A 17,639-nucleotide genomic window follows, 5' to 3' on the forward strand; every position below is an offset into this window, starting at 1 on the left:
AATAGATTTAGACTTAATATTGTTACTATAAAAAGGGTAAAACAAAAAAATTGAGCGTAAAATATCCTATGGTTGCCAAGGTTAAATAATGAAGACTTTTTTGCCCAAATCTATTATTAATAGTTTGTGTAAATAATAAAGGGATTGCGATCCAACTGTACACGCCAATCCTATCTGAAAAAGGAATGCCAAAGTTGAAAAAGAAAATTATTGAAGCAAAAATAAAATACTTAATTAAAAATAAATCGGTTTTATTTTTTAGAGTACTTAATTTAAAAAAGACAAATAAAAACAAAGAATTATAAAGCACAAAATCTGGTCTGAAACCAATTCGATAATCGGTTTCACCATCAAAAAACAATCTCTGTGCATCATCGGCTCCAAGTGATGCCAGAAATGCAATTTTATTAAAACCGAAACCAACCATAGCCAAACCAATACCAAATAAATAAAGCAAAATAAAATATTTTAATTTTATTTTTTCACCAAAATGAGCGCCAAGAATACAGGCTATTGGGATTAGTGCTGTACCGTGGCATAGGTAGGCGATCAATAAAAAAACAAAAGCTTTTTTGTAGTTCTTTAAATCCATGTAATAAATTCCGAAAAGCACAAAAGGTATGGCCAAACCATTTCGTATGGTATTTGTTTGATGCGTGAAAAAAACAAATGAGCTGGCAATCATTAAAAACATTAATAAGCTACTGCCCGAATAGCTGTATTTTGTATACCTCCTGACAAATTTGTACATAGAAATATTAAAAATTATTGAAACTGTTAATATGAAAACAGTAAAATTTTTAAAAGGTAAGGTGAAGAACATAATAACTTCAAACATCAAATCTGTAGTAAAATAACTGAATATTTCAAAAGGACTACTTAACCGAATGCCTCTAAGAAAATAAAAAAAATGATAATTCCAAGTATCAGTACCAATCTTGATACCTCTGGTGCCAAACAAAAAAATTATTAATACAACAAATAAAATTAAAATGTTTCTATCTGTTCTTAAGTACGTGGCCTTGTTTTTATAAAACAAATGTCTTATAATCAACGATCCAAAAAACACAAAAAGAAAAAGCAGCCATAGGTAAATATCAAGATAATCTCCAGTCCTGAAATTTTCAAATAAATAACTCATGCTAGCTTTTAAATTTAATTATTTTGCAATATATCTTTAATTATACGGTTATGGTGTTTAACATCTTCAATGTTCATGGCACCAGATCTTCTCTTAACCAATGAGTCCATAAGTCCCGTATAATGAAAAAAGAGGTAAACCAAAAGTTTGAAAATTTTTCTAGGGTAACTGAGCATAACGTAAAAATAGCCAATAGTTTTCCTGTTTTTCCAATTTAATTTAAAAACTTGTTTTATGGATATTAAAAACTTTTTCAAAGACAGTTCGCTTTCCTCTCTATAATACAGCCCCAAGAAATCAATTTTGCAAAAATGGCTTTTTTCAACAGTTCTTATCCAAAGGTCAAAATCTTCTGTTCTGGTTAATGTTTCGTCATATTTGTTGTTTTTAAACCATTCTGTTTTCCCTGTAATAGTAGGATGTACACACCATCCTCCGAATAAAACTTCTTTTAAAAGAAACTTTGCATGCGCTTTTCCTTTTCGGATACCAATTATTTTATTATCTCCATCAATGGCAACCAAACCTGTGCCCAACAAATCAACCTCCGGGTGATTGATTAAATAATCTACTTGCGTTTGTATTCTGTTGGGGTGCATCATATCATCGGCATCCATTCTCGCGTAAAACTGACCTTTTGCAAGCTTAGAGAGTTGATTTAAACGTGTTGGCAATTTAAAGTTTTTACCATCACTATACACTTTAATTCTACTGTCGGTTAGTTCAAAATTTTTGGCAATAGTTACGGAATTATCTTTACTACCATCGTCCATTAAAAGCAATTCCCAATTTGAATAAGATTGCATTAAAACAGAGTTAATAGCATACGCTAAATATTTTTCACTATTATAAAAAGGGATACCAATGGTAACCAAAGGGTTTTTATTTTTACTTTCCATAAAACAATTCCAATTTTTTAACACTTAAGTTTATATTAAATCCTTTTTCAGATAATACTTGTTCTCTAACTGTGGCTTCTACGCTTGGTTTGTTTAGTATGTTTTTAATGCTATTAAACCAAGCCTCCAAATCATCCTCCAATCGGCAAAATTCAATCAATCCCATTTCTAGATCCACTTCTGGTGAAATGTTAGAAGATATTAGGGCAGGAGTACCGCATGCCTGAGATTCTACCAAAACAACCGGAAACCCTTCAAATAAAGAAGGCATAAGCATTAGTGAAGAGTTTTTTAAAATCACATCGATGTCATTTCTTACACCACAAAATGTAACATGATTTTCAAGTTTAAGTTCTTTTGTTAATGTTTTAAGTTGATGTTCTAAATGCCCAGAGCCAACAATAGCCAAATGGAAATTATAGTTCTTCAATTTTAAATATTCTGCTAGTTTAAGTGTAAACACATGGTTTTTCACTTCACTTAAACGTCCAATTTGGGTTATAACCACCGAATCTTTATTTAAGTTTTTATTTTTAAAAACTATTTGTTTTTCTGTTTCATCTTCATTAATAAAAGTATTCAAATCGATGGCATTTGGCAGAAATGTTACATTGTCATTTTTTGGAAACAAAAATTTTCCTGCATTTTCGCCACATGCTATAAAATGTGTAGCATAGCTGGAAATAAGCCGTTTAGATATGGTATGATAAATTTTGCCTATTAATTTATTACTGTTAGCATCACTAGTGTTGTGAGAATGAGCAATACGCATTGTAATACCACCGTAATAACCTGCCATTAAATGCAAGGCATTACTAAACATTTGATGGCATTGAATGGCATAAAACGTTTTTTCCTTTTTAAATAACTTATATGTAGCCCATGTTCTAGTAATTGGATTTTTATATTTATCGCCGGGGATTCTAAAAATTCGTCCCCCCAAATCAAGTATTTCATCGTCATAGTCGCAGTGCTCGTTTGTAAAATACAAAAAGTCGAATTGAAACTTGTTTCTGTCCAGTTTTCTATATAAATTCATAAGCATGGTTTCTGCACCAGCTCTATTCATGCGTCCAACAACATGTAAAATTCTATGCATAGCCTTTAACTTTTGAGATTATTGCGTAAACAGTTTTATAAAAAGAGTGATAAATACTTAGATTTATTTTCATTATTATAAAATCGAACTTATTTGAACCAATTAAATAATTATCGGATTTAATTTTTTTGATGAGTTGAAAGGCTAAAGGTGGTAATTTTAACTTACCTCGAGCGCTCATTTTTATGGTTGTAATGTACGCTTCTAAAATAATATCTTGAAGTTTTTTATAATAAGATGGCGACACATCTTTATCGTTTTTCAATTTGGTTAAACCCTCAATTATTTGAAGTCTGTCATTAATACTTTTATTTTTTATATTATTTAAGCTAGCAATGCTACCTTGTCTTATTAAATAATAATAAAAAACCCTTGGGATTGTAAAACAGGTTTTAGCTTTTATCAAAGCTCTTGGGGTAAATTCTAAATCTTCATAATAAATTCCCTCTAAAAATTCTAATTTATTGTGTGTTAAAAACTCTTTTTTGTAAATAAACTTCCAGATGTAAAACAAATTATCTAAATGATTTATAAATAATTCCTCACCGCTAATCGGGGCATCTATTGCATTTGGTATGAATTTTCTATACGATGCATCATTTAAAATAACATCGTGTCCTATCCATAATATATCAGATTTGAATTGTTTAAGTTGGCTGTAAATATCTTTTAAGCAATTGGGTTCAATCCAATCATCAGAATCTATGAACCAAACATATTCGCCATTAGCGTGTTTAAGTCCTGTGTTTCTTGCGCCGCTTAATCCCTTGTTTTTTTGAGTTATTATTTTTAATGAAGTGAATTCTGATTGAAGATTTTTACAAATTTCTAAACTGTTGTCTGTAGAGCCGTCATTTATAATTATTATTTCATAATCCGAAACAGGAATATTTTGACTGTAGCAGCTGCGAATACACTTCTCAACATATTCAGCGACATTGTAAACGGGAATTGCTATGGTTAATAATAAAGACATTATTTTATTTTTTTTCTTTTATTAGTTTTAAAATAGCAGAATATTGAGGCAGTAAATTTTCCTTTGTCCCTCGGTTTTCTTTTTGTTTTAGAAACTTAATTGAATTTGCAATATCTGTTTCTGAAAAATTCTCCATTAAATGTATATGCTTCGATGTATTTATCCACTTAAAGGAAGATTTAATTTTATGGTTGTTATTTAGAAATACTATGGCAGGAGTATTGGTTATATAGCAAAAAATCATACCGTGCAATCTATCTGTAATAACAACTTCTGCTCCTCTAAAATCATCCCATATGCTATCCAATGCCTTCACTCGATTAAATAAAGATAGGTGCTCGCCACCTATATGAGTATCTCTAAAAGATTTATCATCAAAATTTTCATCAATGATTTTTAGTAGTGTAATTTCTTGTTCTTGGTTTAGCTTTTTTTCTTTATCGTCCCTTAAACATATTACTACTCCTTTTCGTTCTTTTTTTGGTTTGGTTTTATCTAAACTTAGTACAATATCAGGCACTAGTATAACTTTATTATTTTTAAAATTATTGATGAAAAAATCATACGTTTTCTGTTCTCTGGCTAATAATACTAAATTATTATGCTTCGAATAAGTTTTTATGGTATTAGCCAATGCTTTCTTACCAGCAGGGTTTTCATTAAAATCGATAGTTTGCGGAAAGGAAACTACCATGTTATTTTCAAAATTTGAAATTACCATTTGCCTAAAATGTTCAATCATAGGGTACAAATCCCCCATATTACCGCCACCAACAGTTGTTATTATGTCTTGATTTGAAATAATTTTTTTTACAAATGCCACCCCATTTATTGTTTTGCTAATAGGGATTTCGGTAATTAAATATCCTGGAAAATTTTGTTGTAAAAATTTATGTTGGGCGTAAGTAATGGCGACATCGCCCAAATTTCCATAATCGGCAGCCAAAAAAATAAATATGCGTTTGTTTGATTGTTTAGGAGGTTTAAGACCAAATGAATTTAAAGCTTTAAACTGATAAAAAAATAACAGGATTGAAGTCTTAAAACTTAAAGGAATAATTTTTTTTAGGGAGTTAACCATTGTGATTTGAGTTAATTGTTACGAATGACATGCTATTTAACCTTATTGATAATCCTATGCTTAAGATAAAACCAAATTGTTGGATGACTCCAAAGTTTACTATCAAGGTTGTTTTTTATTACTTTTTGTTCTTCATTAATAATACTATTTAGTGCTTTTTTCATAAGCTCTATCCCTTTAGCCATCTGTAAATATGTATATGAGGAGAAGTTGTCCTTTTTGTTAGTTTCAATTAATTCTTGAAATAAAATACCTCCAGTATCAATTCCTGGATCGACTAAATGAACACTTACTCCGCACAATCCATCTTTGTTAACCTTGGACCAATAAGCACCATGTACACCTCTGTACAATGGTGTCATTCCCGCGTGGGTATTTACAAAAATGCCAGGTATGCAGTTTAGAACTTTCCTAGCTATGATTCTGGTACCGTTAACAACAACTATGTCTGGAGATAATTCTTTTAAAAGAGCGATACACTCTTCTGAGTTTACTGAAGGCACCTGTGTAATCATTTCTTCGTCTATAGGGTTGAACAACAAATTATTTTGTTCCGCAATCTCTTTAACCCTGGCCTTGGATTCACGCTCTAAATAAGGCACCATTATAGTTCTAAAAAGAAGTTGCCCAGTAACAGTAAATAGCCCCAGTTTTTTTATTCTTCGTTTTATAAATTTCTTTTTGTCCATTGGGCCATCTACAATTACATGTAAAATATTATATTCTTCTTTCAATGCATTGTAGCTACAAGCGGATGAACCACCACCACTTCCAACTAACATTACTATTTTTTTTTCCATTGTATTTCCAATTTAAATTTTAAATACATCCTTTTCTTAAAAAAATTTTCTTAAAAAAGGTGTTTTTACAGCTACCAGTTTTAATAAGGATTTTTCATATTTTGTCATTATTGCAACCGAGCCTATTAAATATAAAACACTATAGATGGCCGCACTCAATAATAATATGAATATACTTTTATGTGGTAAATAATTATTGCAAACTAAACCAACTATTATTATTAAAAAACAATTTATAAATAGCGGAAAAATTTCTTTATAATATCTCAACATATCTAAATTTGCTTTTTTAATGTAATAAAAAAACATGATTCCTCTTTCTATAAGCATAAATATTACCGTTGTAACAATCATTTCAAAAACTCCCATTTTCTGAACTACCACGATACCTATAAGTGTTCCCATTAAAGTTAACCCTAGTAACAGTTTACCGCGATATGCCAATAAGTTTTTTGCCTCAAGAATATTATTTGCGAAACCTTGAGACAGAATGGGAGTGAGGCCAACCATTATTATTACTGCATAGTAATACGCCATATAGTATTCTTCGCCAACCCAAAAATAAACGAAGTCTTTGCCAACAATTACGAAAGCGCCTAGTATGTAGAGCAAAATGATGAGAATAATTCTTGATATTTTAATAAAAGTAGCGGTTAGTTCCTTTTTTGGAATATTCTTTACGGTCATTTGAATAGCTCGAGGTAAAAAAACTGATTCTATAGCACTTGAAAATGCACCATAATAGTTCCCTAAAGTTATACCTACGGCATAAATAGCCACTATTGATGTAGAATAATACAGTCCAATTATCAATTGACCGAATTGCCATCTTAATTGGTGAACTATGGCAAAAACAAATAGCCAAAGCGAAAAACCCAATATGCTTGTAAATAGGGTTTTATCAAATTTGTGTAGTTTAATTTTAACTTTTAATACTTTAAAAGCGATGTAAATATTTACCGCTATAACTAAAAGATTCATAATGGTGTCTAAAATAATTAACCCCACTGAATCTGCTCCATAAAGAAGTATCACTACAACCAATATACTTCTAACTACATATCTAACTATATTAGTGATCTTAGGTAAAATAAATTCTTCATAACCATAGCAGATGCCACCAAAAGCACCACCGGGAAGTGAAACTGCTAAATTAAAAATCAATAAAAGCATCATTACCTTAGCCTTATCAAATTGATCTGCTGTTAAGGTTTCGCTATATAAACTTTCTAAATTGTAATATAAAATTAAACCTAAAACGGTAACCAGAATAGATATGCAAAAATACATGATGAAACTATGAGCCAAGAAATTCTCTTCACCTTTTTTGTCGCCTTCTGCCTTGTATTTAGCCACAAAACGAACTATGGTATTGTTGAGTCCAAAATCTAAAACACTCATATAACCAACTAAAGCCCCAATCATGGTATATAGGCCATATTCGGCACTACCTAACGATCGAATAATAAATGGGGTTAAGACTAAGCCAACTATGTTAGTTAAAAATATAATAACATAAGATAGTGCTGCGCCTCCTTTAAGTTGGTTAAATTTCATTAAAGTCTGTTACAATCTAGATCTTTTAAAACACCTTTAACATCGTAAAGGACACCGTCTTTTTTTAACAATGCTTTTAAATCTTCATTTAAAAACTCATTATGAGCTACTGTTAAAACAATGGCATCGAAGGTTTCTTGTGGTAAATTTTGCACGGTTACTAAATCGTATTCGTGTTTAACTTCTTTTGGGTTTGCCCAAGGATCGTAAATAGTTACATCTGTTCCGAAGCTTTTCAATTGATTTATTACGTCAACCGCTTTGGTGTTCCTAACATCGGGGCAGTTTTCTTTAAAAGTAATCCCTAATGCCAAAACTTTTGAACCTTTTATTTTTATATCTTTTTGCACCATGAGTTTAATGATTTCTGAAGCTACATATTGCCCCATACTATCATTGACGCGTCGACCTGCCAAAATTATTTCCGGATGATACCCGACTTCTTGTGCTTTTTGTGCCAAATAATATGGATCTACACCTATACAATGCCCGCCTACAAGCCCTGGTTTAAAAGGCAAAAAATTCCATTTGGTTCCTGCCGCTTCTAATACATCATGTGTGTCAATATCCATAAGATTGAATATTTTGGCCAACTCATTTACAAACGCAATATTAATATCGCGTTGCGAATTCTCAATGACTTTTGCTGCTTCAGCAACCTTTATTGTTGGTGCTAAATGTGTGCCTGCAGTTATTACACTTGCGTACAAGGCATCTACTTTCTTGCCTATTTCCGGAGTAGACCCTGCGGTAACTTTAAGTATTTTATCTACCGTATGTAGTTTGTCGCCTGGGTTAATACGCTCTGGTGAATAACCGGCATAAAAATCTGTATTAAATTTTAAACCACTTATTTTTTCGAGTACCGGTACGCACTCATCTTCTGTTGCTCCAGGAAATACGGTAGATTCGTATATCACAATATCGCCCTTTTTCAAAACTTTGGCTACCGTTTCGCTAGATTTATACAAAGGTGTTAAATCTGGTCTGTTGTTTTTATCAACAGGTGTAGGTACCGTTATTACATAATAATTGCAATCACTTATGTCGTCTAAATTAGTTGAGCAAAGTAGACCCGTATTATTGTCACGCTTGTTTTTTAGGACGGACTGTAGTATGTCTTCTTCTACTTCTAATGTAGAGTCTTTTCCTTGTTGTAATTCGTTTATTCGATTTTGGTTAATATCGAAACCAACAACGTTGTATTTGGTTGCAAAAAGACGTGCTAATGGTAAACCTACATATCCTAAACCTATTACGGCAATTTTAATATCCTTCATTTTTATATTTTAATGATAATTATTTTAAATTTTCCCAATACCAATTAACGGCTTCTTTTAAACCATCACTTATATTGTATTTTGGGTTGTAATCTAATAATCGTTTTGCCTTATCAATAGATGCTAAAGAGTGAGGGATATCTCCAATTCTATTATCTCTGTGTTTAATTTCAATATCTTTAATAGAGGCGTCGAACTCCGCCAAATATGTTTTTAACAAAGTTGCTAATTCCAGTAAAGTTGTCCGCTCTCCGTAAGCTACATTGTACACATTATTTAATGCTTCTTGGTTGCTTGTTGTTATGGCATTAATATTCATTTGTACTACATTATCTATATAAGTAAAGTCTCTGGAATAGCTTCCATCACCGTTAATCATAGGAGATTCATGACTTATAAATTGTTGAACAAATTTTGGAATAACAGCTGCATAAGCACCATTGGGATCTTGTCGTTTACCAAATACATTAAAATAACGTAAACCTATGGTATCTAAATTATAGGTGCTTTGAAAAATATCGGCATATAATTCATTTACATATTTAGTAATGGCGTAAGGAGATAGCGGTTTCCCTATTACATCTTCAACCTTAGGAAGTGCTTCGTGGTCGCCATAAGTTGATGAGCTTGCAGCATATACAAAACGTTTAACGCCTGCGTCTCTTGCGGCAACCAACATATTTAGAAATCCGGAAACATTTACATCATTAGTTGTTATGGGGTCGTTTATGGATCTTGGTACCGAACCTAATGCGGCTTGGTGCAATACATAATCCACACCCTTGCAGGCTTTGTGACAATCTGCCAAATGCCTTATGTCGCCTTCAACTAAATTAAATTTGTTGTTACTTAAAAACGGTTCAATATTATTTCTTTTTCCAGTAGAAAAGTTATCTAAGCATACTACATTTATATGGTTGTTCAATAAAACCTCGCATAAATTAGAACCAATAAACCCAGCGCCACCGGTTATAAGTACATGCTTTCCTTCCAATGTTTTTATTTGATGTGCAGTCATTTGAATTTGGGGTGTGATTTTGAATTATTAATAGCGTCGCAAATATGAAAAAAATAAATGTAAAGTGGTTAACTAATTATATCAATACCTTGTTTTTACCGATGAAATTCAATTTTGTGCCAAAAACATCGATTAAATTAAAGATTTCACATGATAATATACAGATTTAAAAAAAAGTATTTTTTGTAAAATAGCAGCATTATGAAAGTTGGTCTATCACTTGTACATATTAAGCAAATTAATACACAAAAAGGATTATATCAAAATCGATAATGTGCATAGTTTAACTACCAACGAAATCTGTTAATGTATTTAACCGATTTTTATTACTGTTTTAGCGAATTAACCGTTCTCCATAGTTGTTAAATTAAAACAATCACTAAATTTACAGCGTAATTAAAAATTGAATTGATTAATAGCACATTGATTTAATAAAAAAATAAAACTTAAATACATTATAGTAACCTCTCAATATTAATCTAACTTTAGATTGATATATTTTAAAAAGTTATTTTTTTTTAAACAACAATAATGAGCTATATATTTATGATATTGATTCTGTTTTTTGCATGTGAGGGATTCACCAAAAATCGTTTATCTTTTTTTTATAAAGGTTGTTTAATAAGCTGCCCTAACTTGTTGTGCCTAAAATTTAATAAAGAATGCTAACCAAGACTAAGATATATTTATCATCGCCTCACATGGGAGGTTCAGAGCAGAAATTTGTAAATCAAGCTTTCGATACAAACTGGATAGCTCCATTGGGGCCCAATGTAGATGGTTTTGAAAACGATATAAAGAATTATTTAGGAGGCCATAATGAAGTTGCCGCGTTAAGCTCTGGTACTGCTGCCATTCATTTGGCATTACAACTGTTAGGCGTATCTAAGGGAGACGAGGTTTTGTGTCAAAGTTTTACTTTTTCAGCTTCTGCAAATCCTATTGTATATCAAGGTGCCACTCCAATTTTTATTGATAGTGAATCCGACACATGGAATATGTCTCCGGAATTACTTGAAATTGCGATTAAGGATAGGATTGAAAAAAACAGAAAACCGAAAGCTATAATAGCTGTTCATTTATACGGTATGCCTTATAAAGCAAAAGAAATAAATGAAATTGCTGAAAAATATAACATTCCTGTAATTGAAGATAGTGCGGAAGCTTTGGGAAGCACTTATTTTAGCCAAGCATGCGGAACATTAGCTGATGTTGGGATCTTATCTTTTAACGGCAATAAAATAATAACAACCTCGGGCGGAGGCGCGCTAATAACGAAAAATTTAGAACTAAAAAATAAAGCTGTCTTTTTATCAACTCAAGCGAGAGACAATGCGCCGCATTATGAACACTCATCTATAGGTTTTAACTATAGAATGAGTAATGTTTTGGCAGGTATTGGAAGAGGACAAATGGAAGTGATTGATGATAGAGTAAAAGCTAGAAGAGAAAATTACAAGTATTATAAAGCAAACTTATCAAAGTTTGATACTATAGAGTTTGTAGATGAACCCGAAGGGTTCTTTAGCAATAGATGGATTACATGTATTAAAACCAATTCTTATAAAATACGCGAAGCCATAAGATTGGCTCTGCAGGCAGAGGATATTGAGTCCAGGCCCTTGTGGAAACCAATGCATATGCAGCCTGTTTTTAAAGACTGTTTGTCTTATACAGATGGTACATCTGAAAAATTATTTAACAACGGACTTTGTTTACCAAGCGGCTCAAACCTAACTCAAAATGATTTAGAGCGCGTTTTGGATGCCATAATAAAAACTCAAACTTATGATTAAAAATTACTTTTCACATTATTCACAAAAGTATGCTTCAAAATGGCTAGTGCTAGGTATAGACCTAACCATAGTTTTACTAACATTTTGTGCAACATATTTTATTAGGTTTAATTTCACTTTAAATTTTGATATAAATCAATTTTTACTACAAATACCTTTTTTGTTAATTATTGCTACTTTTAGTTTTTTAACCATAGGTTCATTCAAAAGTGTAATTCGGCACACGGGGTTTACAGATGTTGTTAACTTATTTAAATCCATTACATTAATGTCTTTATTTGCCATTGTATTTGTTTTGGTAAACAGAATAACAAATGTAATTCCAGAATTTACTATTCCACTATCCATTATTGTAATGCATGCGCTATTGAGTTTTGTAGCGTTAAGTTCTAGTAGGTTGTTATTTAAAATGGTTTACAAATCTATAAAGTGTAAATTATCAACTTCAAAAAGGGTGCTTATTTATGGTGCTGGAGATTCAGGAATAATCACTTATAACGCATTGGTTAGCAATTTAAGCTCAAGATTTAGTATTGTTGGTTTTATAGATGACGATGTTAAGAAGAATGGCAAATCCATTAATGGCGTTCCTATTTTTCCCAAAAACAAGGTTACTAAATCTTATATAGTATCCAATGCCATTGATGAAATTGTTGTAGCCTGTCAATCTATAGATACAAACAGCTTATTAAAATTGATTGATAGTCTGATCGATTTAGATGTGAAAATAACCAAAGTACCGCCAATTGAAAAGTGGATTAATGGTGAGTTAAGTGCAAAACAAATAAAACAAGTACAAATTGAAGACCTTTTAGGAAGGGCGCCTATTGAAATAGACAACCCAAATTTATTAAACGAGTTTAATGGCGAAACCATTTTGGTTACCGGTGCAGCTGGTTCAATTGGTAGTGAGATAGTAAAACAATTATCTAATTTTGACGTAAAAAAATTGATATTGGTCGATCAGGCCGAATCTGCATTGTACGATTTACAACAGGATTTAAAACAAAACGGTAAAGAAAGTTTTATTACTTCTATTGTTGCGGATATTAGAGATGGATTAAGAATTGACAGTGTTTTCCAAGAACACAAACCAACCATGGTATTTCATGCGGCGGCATACAAACACGTTCCATTAATGGAAAAATCGCCCTACGAAGCGATAAAAATAAATGTTAACGGAACAAAACTTTTAGCAGATACGGCATCACGCTACAACGTTAAAAAGTTTGTATTTGTATCTACCGATAAAGCTGTAAACCCAACAAGTGTTATGGGTGCCACTAAACGCATGGCCGAAATGTATATTAGTTGTCTGCAAAAAGAAAGTAAAACTAAATACATCACCACTAGGTTTGGAAATGTTTTAGGCTCTAATGGATCGGTAATCCCATTGTTTAAAAAACAAATAGAAAAAGGTGGGCCTTTAACCTTAACCCATAAAGACATAACGCGGTATTTTATGACTATTCCAGAGGCCTCCCAATTAGTTTTAGAGGCCGGTACTATGGGAAAAGGTGGTGAAATATTTATTTTCGATATGGGAGAATCTGTAAAAATTTACGATCTTGCTAAAAATATGATTAAATTGTCTGGATTAAGATTCCCTGAAGATATTGATATTGAAATTACCGGATTACGACCAGGCGAAAAACTTTATGAGGAATTATTGGCTAATGGGGAAAATACACTTTCGACATATCATAAAAAAATTATGATTAGTAAAACAAGGGAGTTGGAGTATAGTAAAATAAAATCTGATATTGAAGAGCTTTGTATAACAAACCGTTTTCAAAACAATAATATTGTTATGAAAATGAAAAACTTAATACCAGAGTATAAATCCAATAACTCCGATTACGAGAAATTTGACAAAAGAGTTCAAATTTATAAAAAAGCAAAAGGATATATTGGCAAGAAAAAAGACAAAACTATAATTAATCTGTAATTAAACATTAGTTTTTGCTTACACCCCAAATTTAAATTAAAATGATAATATCTAAGTTAAAAAATAACCTAAAGATAATTAGCTTTATAATTGTTTCTGTATTTTTATCTTCATGCGTTGGAAAAAAAGAAATTGTTTATTTTCAAAACGCAAAAAACTTCGAGACCATAGTAGATACGGACACGTTTAGAGCAAAGCTAAAAATAGGGGACATAGTGAGCATTTATGTCTCTGTTATGACAGCTACTACCCCTGAAGGCACCATTATTGACCCAGCAACACCTTTTAATTTAGTAAGGAAAGGAGGTTCCGGTTCTGCTAATTTTGTAGATTATCTTATAGATGTTGATGGCAATATTGATTTTCCCGTACTCGGTAAAGTAAAGTTGGTTGGCTTAACCATTGAAGAGGCCAAAAACCTCTTTAAAGAAAAATTTGCTCAAGGCGAATTGCTTACTGATCCGGTAATAATAATGCGAGTTCTAAACTTTAGAGTTACTATTTCTGGAGAAGTGAGGTCTCCCGGGGTTTATCCAATAACCGGTGAGCGCGTATCTATTATAGAAGCATTGGGTATGGCAGGCGATTTAACCATTAAAGGGAGAAGGGACAATGTTATGGTAATTCGAGATTTTAATGGTACGAAAACTATCACCCATATAGACTTAACAACAAAGGAAGTATTTAATTCTCCGGTATATTATTTAACTCAAAATGATATTGTGTATGTTGAACCGAACAATTCAGCTGTTAGTTCTGCTTCTGGAGATACTAGAATAGGCACAATTATTAGCATAACCTCCTTTATTTTAACCACAGCACTTATTTTTGTAACTCGAAGAAACTGATTTTTATGATTACAAATGATAATAAAATTAATAACGAAATTGATTCTGAAGGATTTAATTTAAAAAAAACTATTTCCATTTACGTAAAACAATGGAAATGGTTTTTGTTTAGTGTGTTGATCTTTCTTTTTTCAGCATATATTTATCTTAGGTACACAACACCTGAATACGCGGCCTACTCAAAAATCATGATAACAAGTGATTCTGACGGAAGTTCGGGAGCCGGGGCCTTTAAGGATCTTTCAATATTTGTAGAAAAGGAAGAGGCAGCAGTTGAAGATGAAATTCAAGTGATTGCTTCTAGAAGCTTTATGCAGAATATTGTAAAAAGCCTAGGTTTGAATGTCCAATATTTTACAAGAGGAAGAATATACGAGTCTGAATTATATAAAAGCTCACCGATAACGATTGATTTTATTGCATCGGATTCCATTATAAGCAAAACCAGCTATAACTTCTTTATTGATATAACCTCTGAAACAGAATTTAACTACAGGGTTTCAGAAGATGACACTCCAAAAAAAATTGTTTTTGGCGAAACAATACCTACCCCTTTTGAAGGAATGATTATTACGCCAAAATCCAATGTAAAAAAGTATGTAGGCAAATCTATTAGAGTAAAATTAACACCGGTTGAATCAGTTTCAGCTAGACTAAAAAGAAAGATTTCAATTGAACCTTATTCAAAATCCTCGAAAGTACTAATTATCAGCATAACCGATCCGGTTCAGTCAAAGGCTATTGAAATTTTGGACTTTCTCATTGAACAGTATAATATTTCAACCTTAGAAAAAAAGAACCTTAAATCTATAAATACCGCAAAATTAATAGATGAGCGAGTTGAGTTAATTGCAGAAGATTTAATGAGTGTAGATAGTAGCATTGTAAGGTTTAAAACTGGTAATAAAATAACTGATGTAGCATCTGAAGCCGGATTGTTTATGTCAACCAGCGCGCAAAACGAACAACAGTTGGATGCGGCTATGACCCAAATGCGCTTGCTTAATTCTGTTAGTGAATCATTAAACGACGATTCTTTCGATGCCATACCGTCTAACTTGGGCGCAGGAGACCCTTCTATTAGTGCGCTATCGTTAAAGTATAACGAATTAATTCAAAGGCGTAATACGCTTTTGGAAATTGGTGCAGGCAAAAAAAACCAAACGGTTATTCAGTTTGAGCAATCTTTAAACGGAATTAAGCAAGATTTAAAGAATAGCGTAGAAAACTCAAAGAAATCTTATAGAATTCAACTTAACAGTTTAGAGAATCAATCTAACAGGATTAATTCTAAAATAACCGCTGTTCCTGGTCAGCAAAGTAAATTGCGCTCTATTGAACGTAAACAAGGCATTAAGGAGTCCATTTACTTATACTTATTACAAAAAAGAGAAGAAGCCATAATTTCCCAAACATCCACATCACCAAATTTAAAAGTTATAGATAGTGCCTATGCCATAGGTAAGCCCGTTTTCCCAGATACAAAAATGGTTTATATTGGCGCCATGTTTCTAGGATTTCTATTGCCGTTTGGGGTTATTTATGTTTCTGACTTATTAGATACAAGAATACATAACAAAGAAGATTTAAAAAGAGACGTAAATAACATTACAATTTTAGGTGAAATTCCTAAGATAAAAGCCAATAAGGTTTTAGTTGAAAGAAATGACCGTTCTATACTATCCGAATCATTTAGAATAATAAGAACAAATTTTGATTACATTAAACGATCAAGAAAAGTAGCTAATTATAATAATGTGGTTTTTGTTACGTCAACCATCAATGGTGAAGGAAAATCTTTTTTCAGTATGAATATGGCACTTACACTTGCTAATACCAATAAGAAGGTATTGTTAATAGGTGCCGATATTAGGAATCCTAAATTACTTATGGGGCTTGAAGGAAAAAAGAAAGACGATTTGGCAAAAGTTGGACTAACAGAATATCTGGTTGATAAATCTGTAACTACCAATGAAGCCATAAACACATACGAAATAAATGGTAATAAAGTTGATATTTTATTATCGGGTAAAGTACCACCAAATCCTGCAGAATTATTGATGAGTGATAGGATGAAGCCACTATTTGACGAGGTTTCAGAACAATACGATTATGTTATCGTTGATACAGCTCCAGCTATGTTAGTGACCGATACGCTATTGTTTAGCCAATATGCAGGACACACTATTTACTTAACACGTGCGGGCTATACCGAAAAACGCATCTTAAACTTTGCCAAGGAATTACACGCAGAAAGGAAACTTAACGGCATGATGCTTGTAGTTAACGATGTGAAACAGTCCAACTTTGGCTACGGTGCGCAATACGGCTACTACGGTGCTAAGGAAAAGAAAGGTTTTTTTAGAAAACGAGCTTAAATTACCGAAAACGTTTTACATGTTTTCTCAATAATATCAGAAAGCTTTTTAGCTAAATTCTTGTTAAGGGTTAAGTTGGTAAGCTTTTTTATATGAAAAGCATTGTGGGTGTCCGTTGCTACGAAATCTATCAGCTGTTCTTCAATTAAATAATGTGCTGTTTTCTCTACATTTTTGCCATAATGATCACTTAACGACAATAGGTTCAGTTGAAAAAAACACCCTAACTGTTTCAATTTTAAATAATAATCTTTGGTGTCGTGATAAAACGAATAGCGCTCCGGATGTGCCAGTATAGGCAGGTAACCTTTGCTTTTGATTTTAAAAATGATTTCTTCCAAATTAATCGGTGGCTGAAAATAAGACATCTCAATTAGCAAATAGTTTCCCTTGAGCGTAAATAGTTCCTGGGTTTCTAATTGCTTTTGAAAATTATCATCCAACATATATTCTGCAGCAGGATTGATTGTAATTTCAGAAAGTAATTTAGGATCCAAGGCGCTCAATAATTTCTGATAAGCATCACCAATAGTTTCATCCGTATTTGGATAAAAATCCTGCATCACATGGGGCGTGGGCATAAATTGCTTAACGCCCAAAGCTTGCAACCCTTTAATTAATTCTATGGATTCTGAAGTATCTTTTGCGCCGTCGTCTATTCCCGGTAAAATATGGGAGTGTATATCAACAAAACCTTCTAATAAATCTTTAAGGAATACTTTTTTAGAAAAAAAATGGAACATGATTTAAAGTAGGGTTGTTTAAAAAGAAAATGGGTTTAATTATTAAAATTTAATACTTCAACGCTTATATCTGCG

Annotated in this window: 14 protein-coding genes; 4 read left to right on the plus strand and 10 right to left on the minus strand. The window is 32.1% G+C overall.

The annotated features are described in order from the left end of the window. Positions 1-25 precede the first annotated feature (25 nt). From ACN5J7_RS10615 to ACN5J7_RS10655, 9 genes are read right to left on the minus strand one after another with little or no spacing between them, the layout of a single operon-like run. Positions 26-1,141 carry an EpsG family protein gene (locus ACN5J7_RS10615; protein ID WP_418603873.1) on the minus strand — a complete coding sequence of 372 codons (1,116 nt, stop codon included), beginning with the start codon at positions 1,139-1,141 and terminating at the stop codon, positions 26-28. A 14-nt stretch (positions 1,142-1,155) separates the two neighbouring features. Beyond that, on the minus strand, positions 1,156-2,040 hold the full coding sequence (locus ACN5J7_RS10620) for a glycosyltransferase family 2 protein (protein WP_418603874.1): 885 nt from the start codon (positions 2,038-2,040) through the stop codon (positions 1,156-1,158). Further along, a complete protein-coding gene (locus ACN5J7_RS10625) occupies positions 2,030-3,139 on the minus strand; it encodes a glycosyltransferase (RefSeq protein WP_418603875.1) in 1,110 nt (369 codons plus the stop codon). Before ACN5J7_RS10625 ends, ACN5J7_RS10620 begins: the two co-directional genes overlap by 11 nt. After that, positions 3,132-4,115 carry a glycosyltransferase family 2 protein gene (locus tag ACN5J7_RS10630; protein WP_418603877.1) on the minus strand — a complete coding sequence of 328 codons (984 nt, stop codon included), beginning with the start codon at positions 4,113-4,115 and terminating at the stop codon, positions 3,132-3,134. Before ACN5J7_RS10630 ends, ACN5J7_RS10625 begins: the two co-directional genes overlap by 8 nt. Positions 4,116-4,119: 4 nt before the next feature. After that, on the minus strand, positions 4,120-5,196 hold the full coding sequence (locus ACN5J7_RS10635) for a polysaccharide pyruvyl transferase family protein (RefSeq protein ID WP_418603878.1): 1,077 nt from the start codon (positions 5,194-5,196) through the stop codon (positions 4,120-4,122). Between the two features lie 32 nt (positions 5,197-5,228). Next, on the minus strand, positions 5,229-5,996 hold the full coding sequence (locus ACN5J7_RS10640) for a formyl transferase (RefSeq protein ID WP_418603879.1): 768 nt from the start codon (positions 5,994-5,996) through the stop codon (positions 5,229-5,231). 36 nt (positions 5,997-6,032) lie between these two features. Beyond that, positions 6,033-7,553 carry a lipopolysaccharide biosynthesis protein gene (locus ACN5J7_RS10645; RefSeq protein WP_418603880.1) on the minus strand — a complete coding sequence of 507 codons (1,521 nt, stop codon included), beginning with the start codon at positions 7,551-7,553 and terminating at the stop codon, positions 6,033-6,035. Beyond that, complete coding sequence (locus ACN5J7_RS10650; RefSeq protein WP_418603881.1) at positions 7,553-8,833, minus strand: nucleotide sugar dehydrogenase; 1,281 nt, start codon at positions 8,831-8,833, stop codon at positions 7,553-7,555. Before ACN5J7_RS10650 ends, ACN5J7_RS10645 begins: the two co-directional genes overlap by 1 nt. Positions 8,834-8,852: 19 nt before the next feature. Beyond that, positions 8,853-9,851, minus strand: coding sequence for an SDR family oxidoreductase (locus ACN5J7_RS10655; protein ID WP_418603882.1), 999 nt, complete (start codon positions 9,849-9,851; stop codon positions 8,853-8,855). 662 nt (positions 9,852-10,513) lie between these two features. On the opposite strand from ACN5J7_RS10655, the gene ACN5J7_RS10660 reads away from it, so the two are divergent. Genes ACN5J7_RS10660 through ACN5J7_RS10675 form a run of 4 tightly spaced genes read left to right on the plus strand, consistent with a single transcriptional unit; the run spans position 10,514 to position 16,821 of the window. Further along, a complete protein-coding gene (locus ACN5J7_RS10660) occupies positions 10,514-11,647 on the plus strand; it encodes an aminotransferase class I/II-fold pyridoxal phosphate-dependent enzyme (protein ID WP_418603883.1) in 1,134 nt (377 codons plus the stop codon). Further along, the gene (locus ACN5J7_RS10665; RefSeq protein ID WP_418603884.1) at positions 11,640-13,595 is read left to right on the plus strand and encodes a polysaccharide biosynthesis protein; all 1,956 of its coding nucleotides are present in this window, start codon (positions 11,640-11,642) and stop codon (positions 13,593-13,595) included. The genes ACN5J7_RS10660 and ACN5J7_RS10665 overlap by 8 nt, the downstream gene beginning before the upstream one ends. Before the next feature lie 41 nt (positions 13,596-13,636). After that, a complete protein-coding gene (locus tag ACN5J7_RS10670; RefSeq protein ID WP_418603885.1) occupies positions 13,637-14,443 on the plus strand; it encodes a polysaccharide biosynthesis/export family protein in 807 nt (268 codons plus the stop codon). A 5-nt stretch (positions 14,444-14,448) separates the two neighbouring features. Beyond that, positions 14,449-16,821, plus strand: a complete 2,373-nt coding sequence (locus tag ACN5J7_RS10675) for a GumC family protein (RefSeq protein WP_418603886.1) — start codon at positions 14,449-14,451, stop codon at positions 16,819-16,821. On the opposite strand, the gene ACN5J7_RS10680 is transcribed toward ACN5J7_RS10675, so the two are convergent. Continuing rightward, positions 16,818-17,564 (minus strand): tyrosine-protein phosphatase, encoded by a 747-nt coding sequence (locus tag ACN5J7_RS10680; protein WP_418603887.1) that lies wholly within the window; start codon positions 17,562-17,564, stop codon positions 16,818-16,820. The genes ACN5J7_RS10675 and ACN5J7_RS10680 overlap by 4 nt on opposite strands. Positions 17,565-17,639 lie beyond the last annotated feature (75 nt).

The sequence above is a fragment of the Hwangdonia sp. genome (genome assembly GCF_048381975.1).
GTDB classification, from domain to species: Bacteria; Bacteroidota; Bacteroidia; order Flavobacteriales; family Flavobacteriaceae; genus Hwangdonia; species Hwangdonia seohaensis.

What these genes read in the sequence shown, in the direction of transcription:
- ACN5J7_RS10615 (WP_418603873.1), bottom strand. Translation starts at nt 1,141, where the DNA reads ATGAGTTATTTATTTGAAAATTTCAGGACTGGAGATTATCTTGATATT.
- ACN5J7_RS10620 (WP_418603874.1), bottom strand. Translation starts at nt 2,040, where the DNA reads ATGGAAAGTAAAAATAAAAACCCTTTGGTTACCATTGGTATCCCTTTT.
- ACN5J7_RS10625 (WP_418603875.1), bottom strand. Translation starts at nt 3,139, where the DNA reads ATGCATAGAATTTTACATGTTGTTGGACGCATGAATAGAGCTGGTGCA.
- ACN5J7_RS10630 (WP_418603877.1), bottom strand. Translation starts at nt 4,115, where the DNA reads ATGTCTTTATTATTAACCATAGCAATTCCCGTTTACAATGTCGCTGAA.
- ACN5J7_RS10635 (WP_418603878.1), bottom strand. Translation starts at nt 5,196, where the DNA reads ATGGTTAACTCCCTAAAAAAAATTATTCCTTTAAGTTTTAAGACTTCA.
- ACN5J7_RS10640 (WP_418603879.1), bottom strand. Translation starts at nt 5,996, where the DNA reads ATGGAAAAAAAAATAGTAATGTTAGTTGGAAGTGGTGGTGGTTCATCC.
- ACN5J7_RS10645 (WP_418603880.1), bottom strand. Translation starts at nt 7,553, where the DNA reads ATGAAATTTAACCAACTTAAAGGAGGCGCAGCACTATCTTATGTTATT.
- ACN5J7_RS10650 (WP_418603881.1), bottom strand. Translation starts at nt 8,833, where the DNA reads ATGAAGGATATTAAAATTGCCGTAATAGGTTTAGGATATGTAGGTTTA.
- ACN5J7_RS10655 (WP_418603882.1), bottom strand. Translation starts at nt 9,851, where the DNA reads ATGACTGCACATCAAATAAAAACATTGGAAGGAAAGCATGTACTTATA.
- ACN5J7_RS10660 (WP_418603883.1), top strand. Translation starts at nt 10,514, where the DNA reads ATGCTAACCAAGACTAAGATATATTTATCATCGCCTCACATGGGAGGT.
- ACN5J7_RS10665 (WP_418603884.1), top strand. Translation starts at nt 11,640, where the DNA reads ATGATTAAAAATTACTTTTCACATTATTCACAAAAGTATGCTTCAAAA.
- ACN5J7_RS10670 (WP_418603885.1), top strand. Translation starts at nt 13,637, where the DNA reads ATGATAATATCTAAGTTAAAAAATAACCTAAAGATAATTAGCTTTATA.
- ACN5J7_RS10675 (WP_418603886.1), top strand. Translation starts at nt 14,449, where the DNA reads ATGATTACAAATGATAATAAAATTAATAACGAAATTGATTCTGAAGGA.
- ACN5J7_RS10680 (WP_418603887.1), bottom strand. Translation starts at nt 17,564, where the DNA reads ATGTTCCATTTTTTTTCTAAAAAAGTATTCCTTAAAGATTTATTAGAA.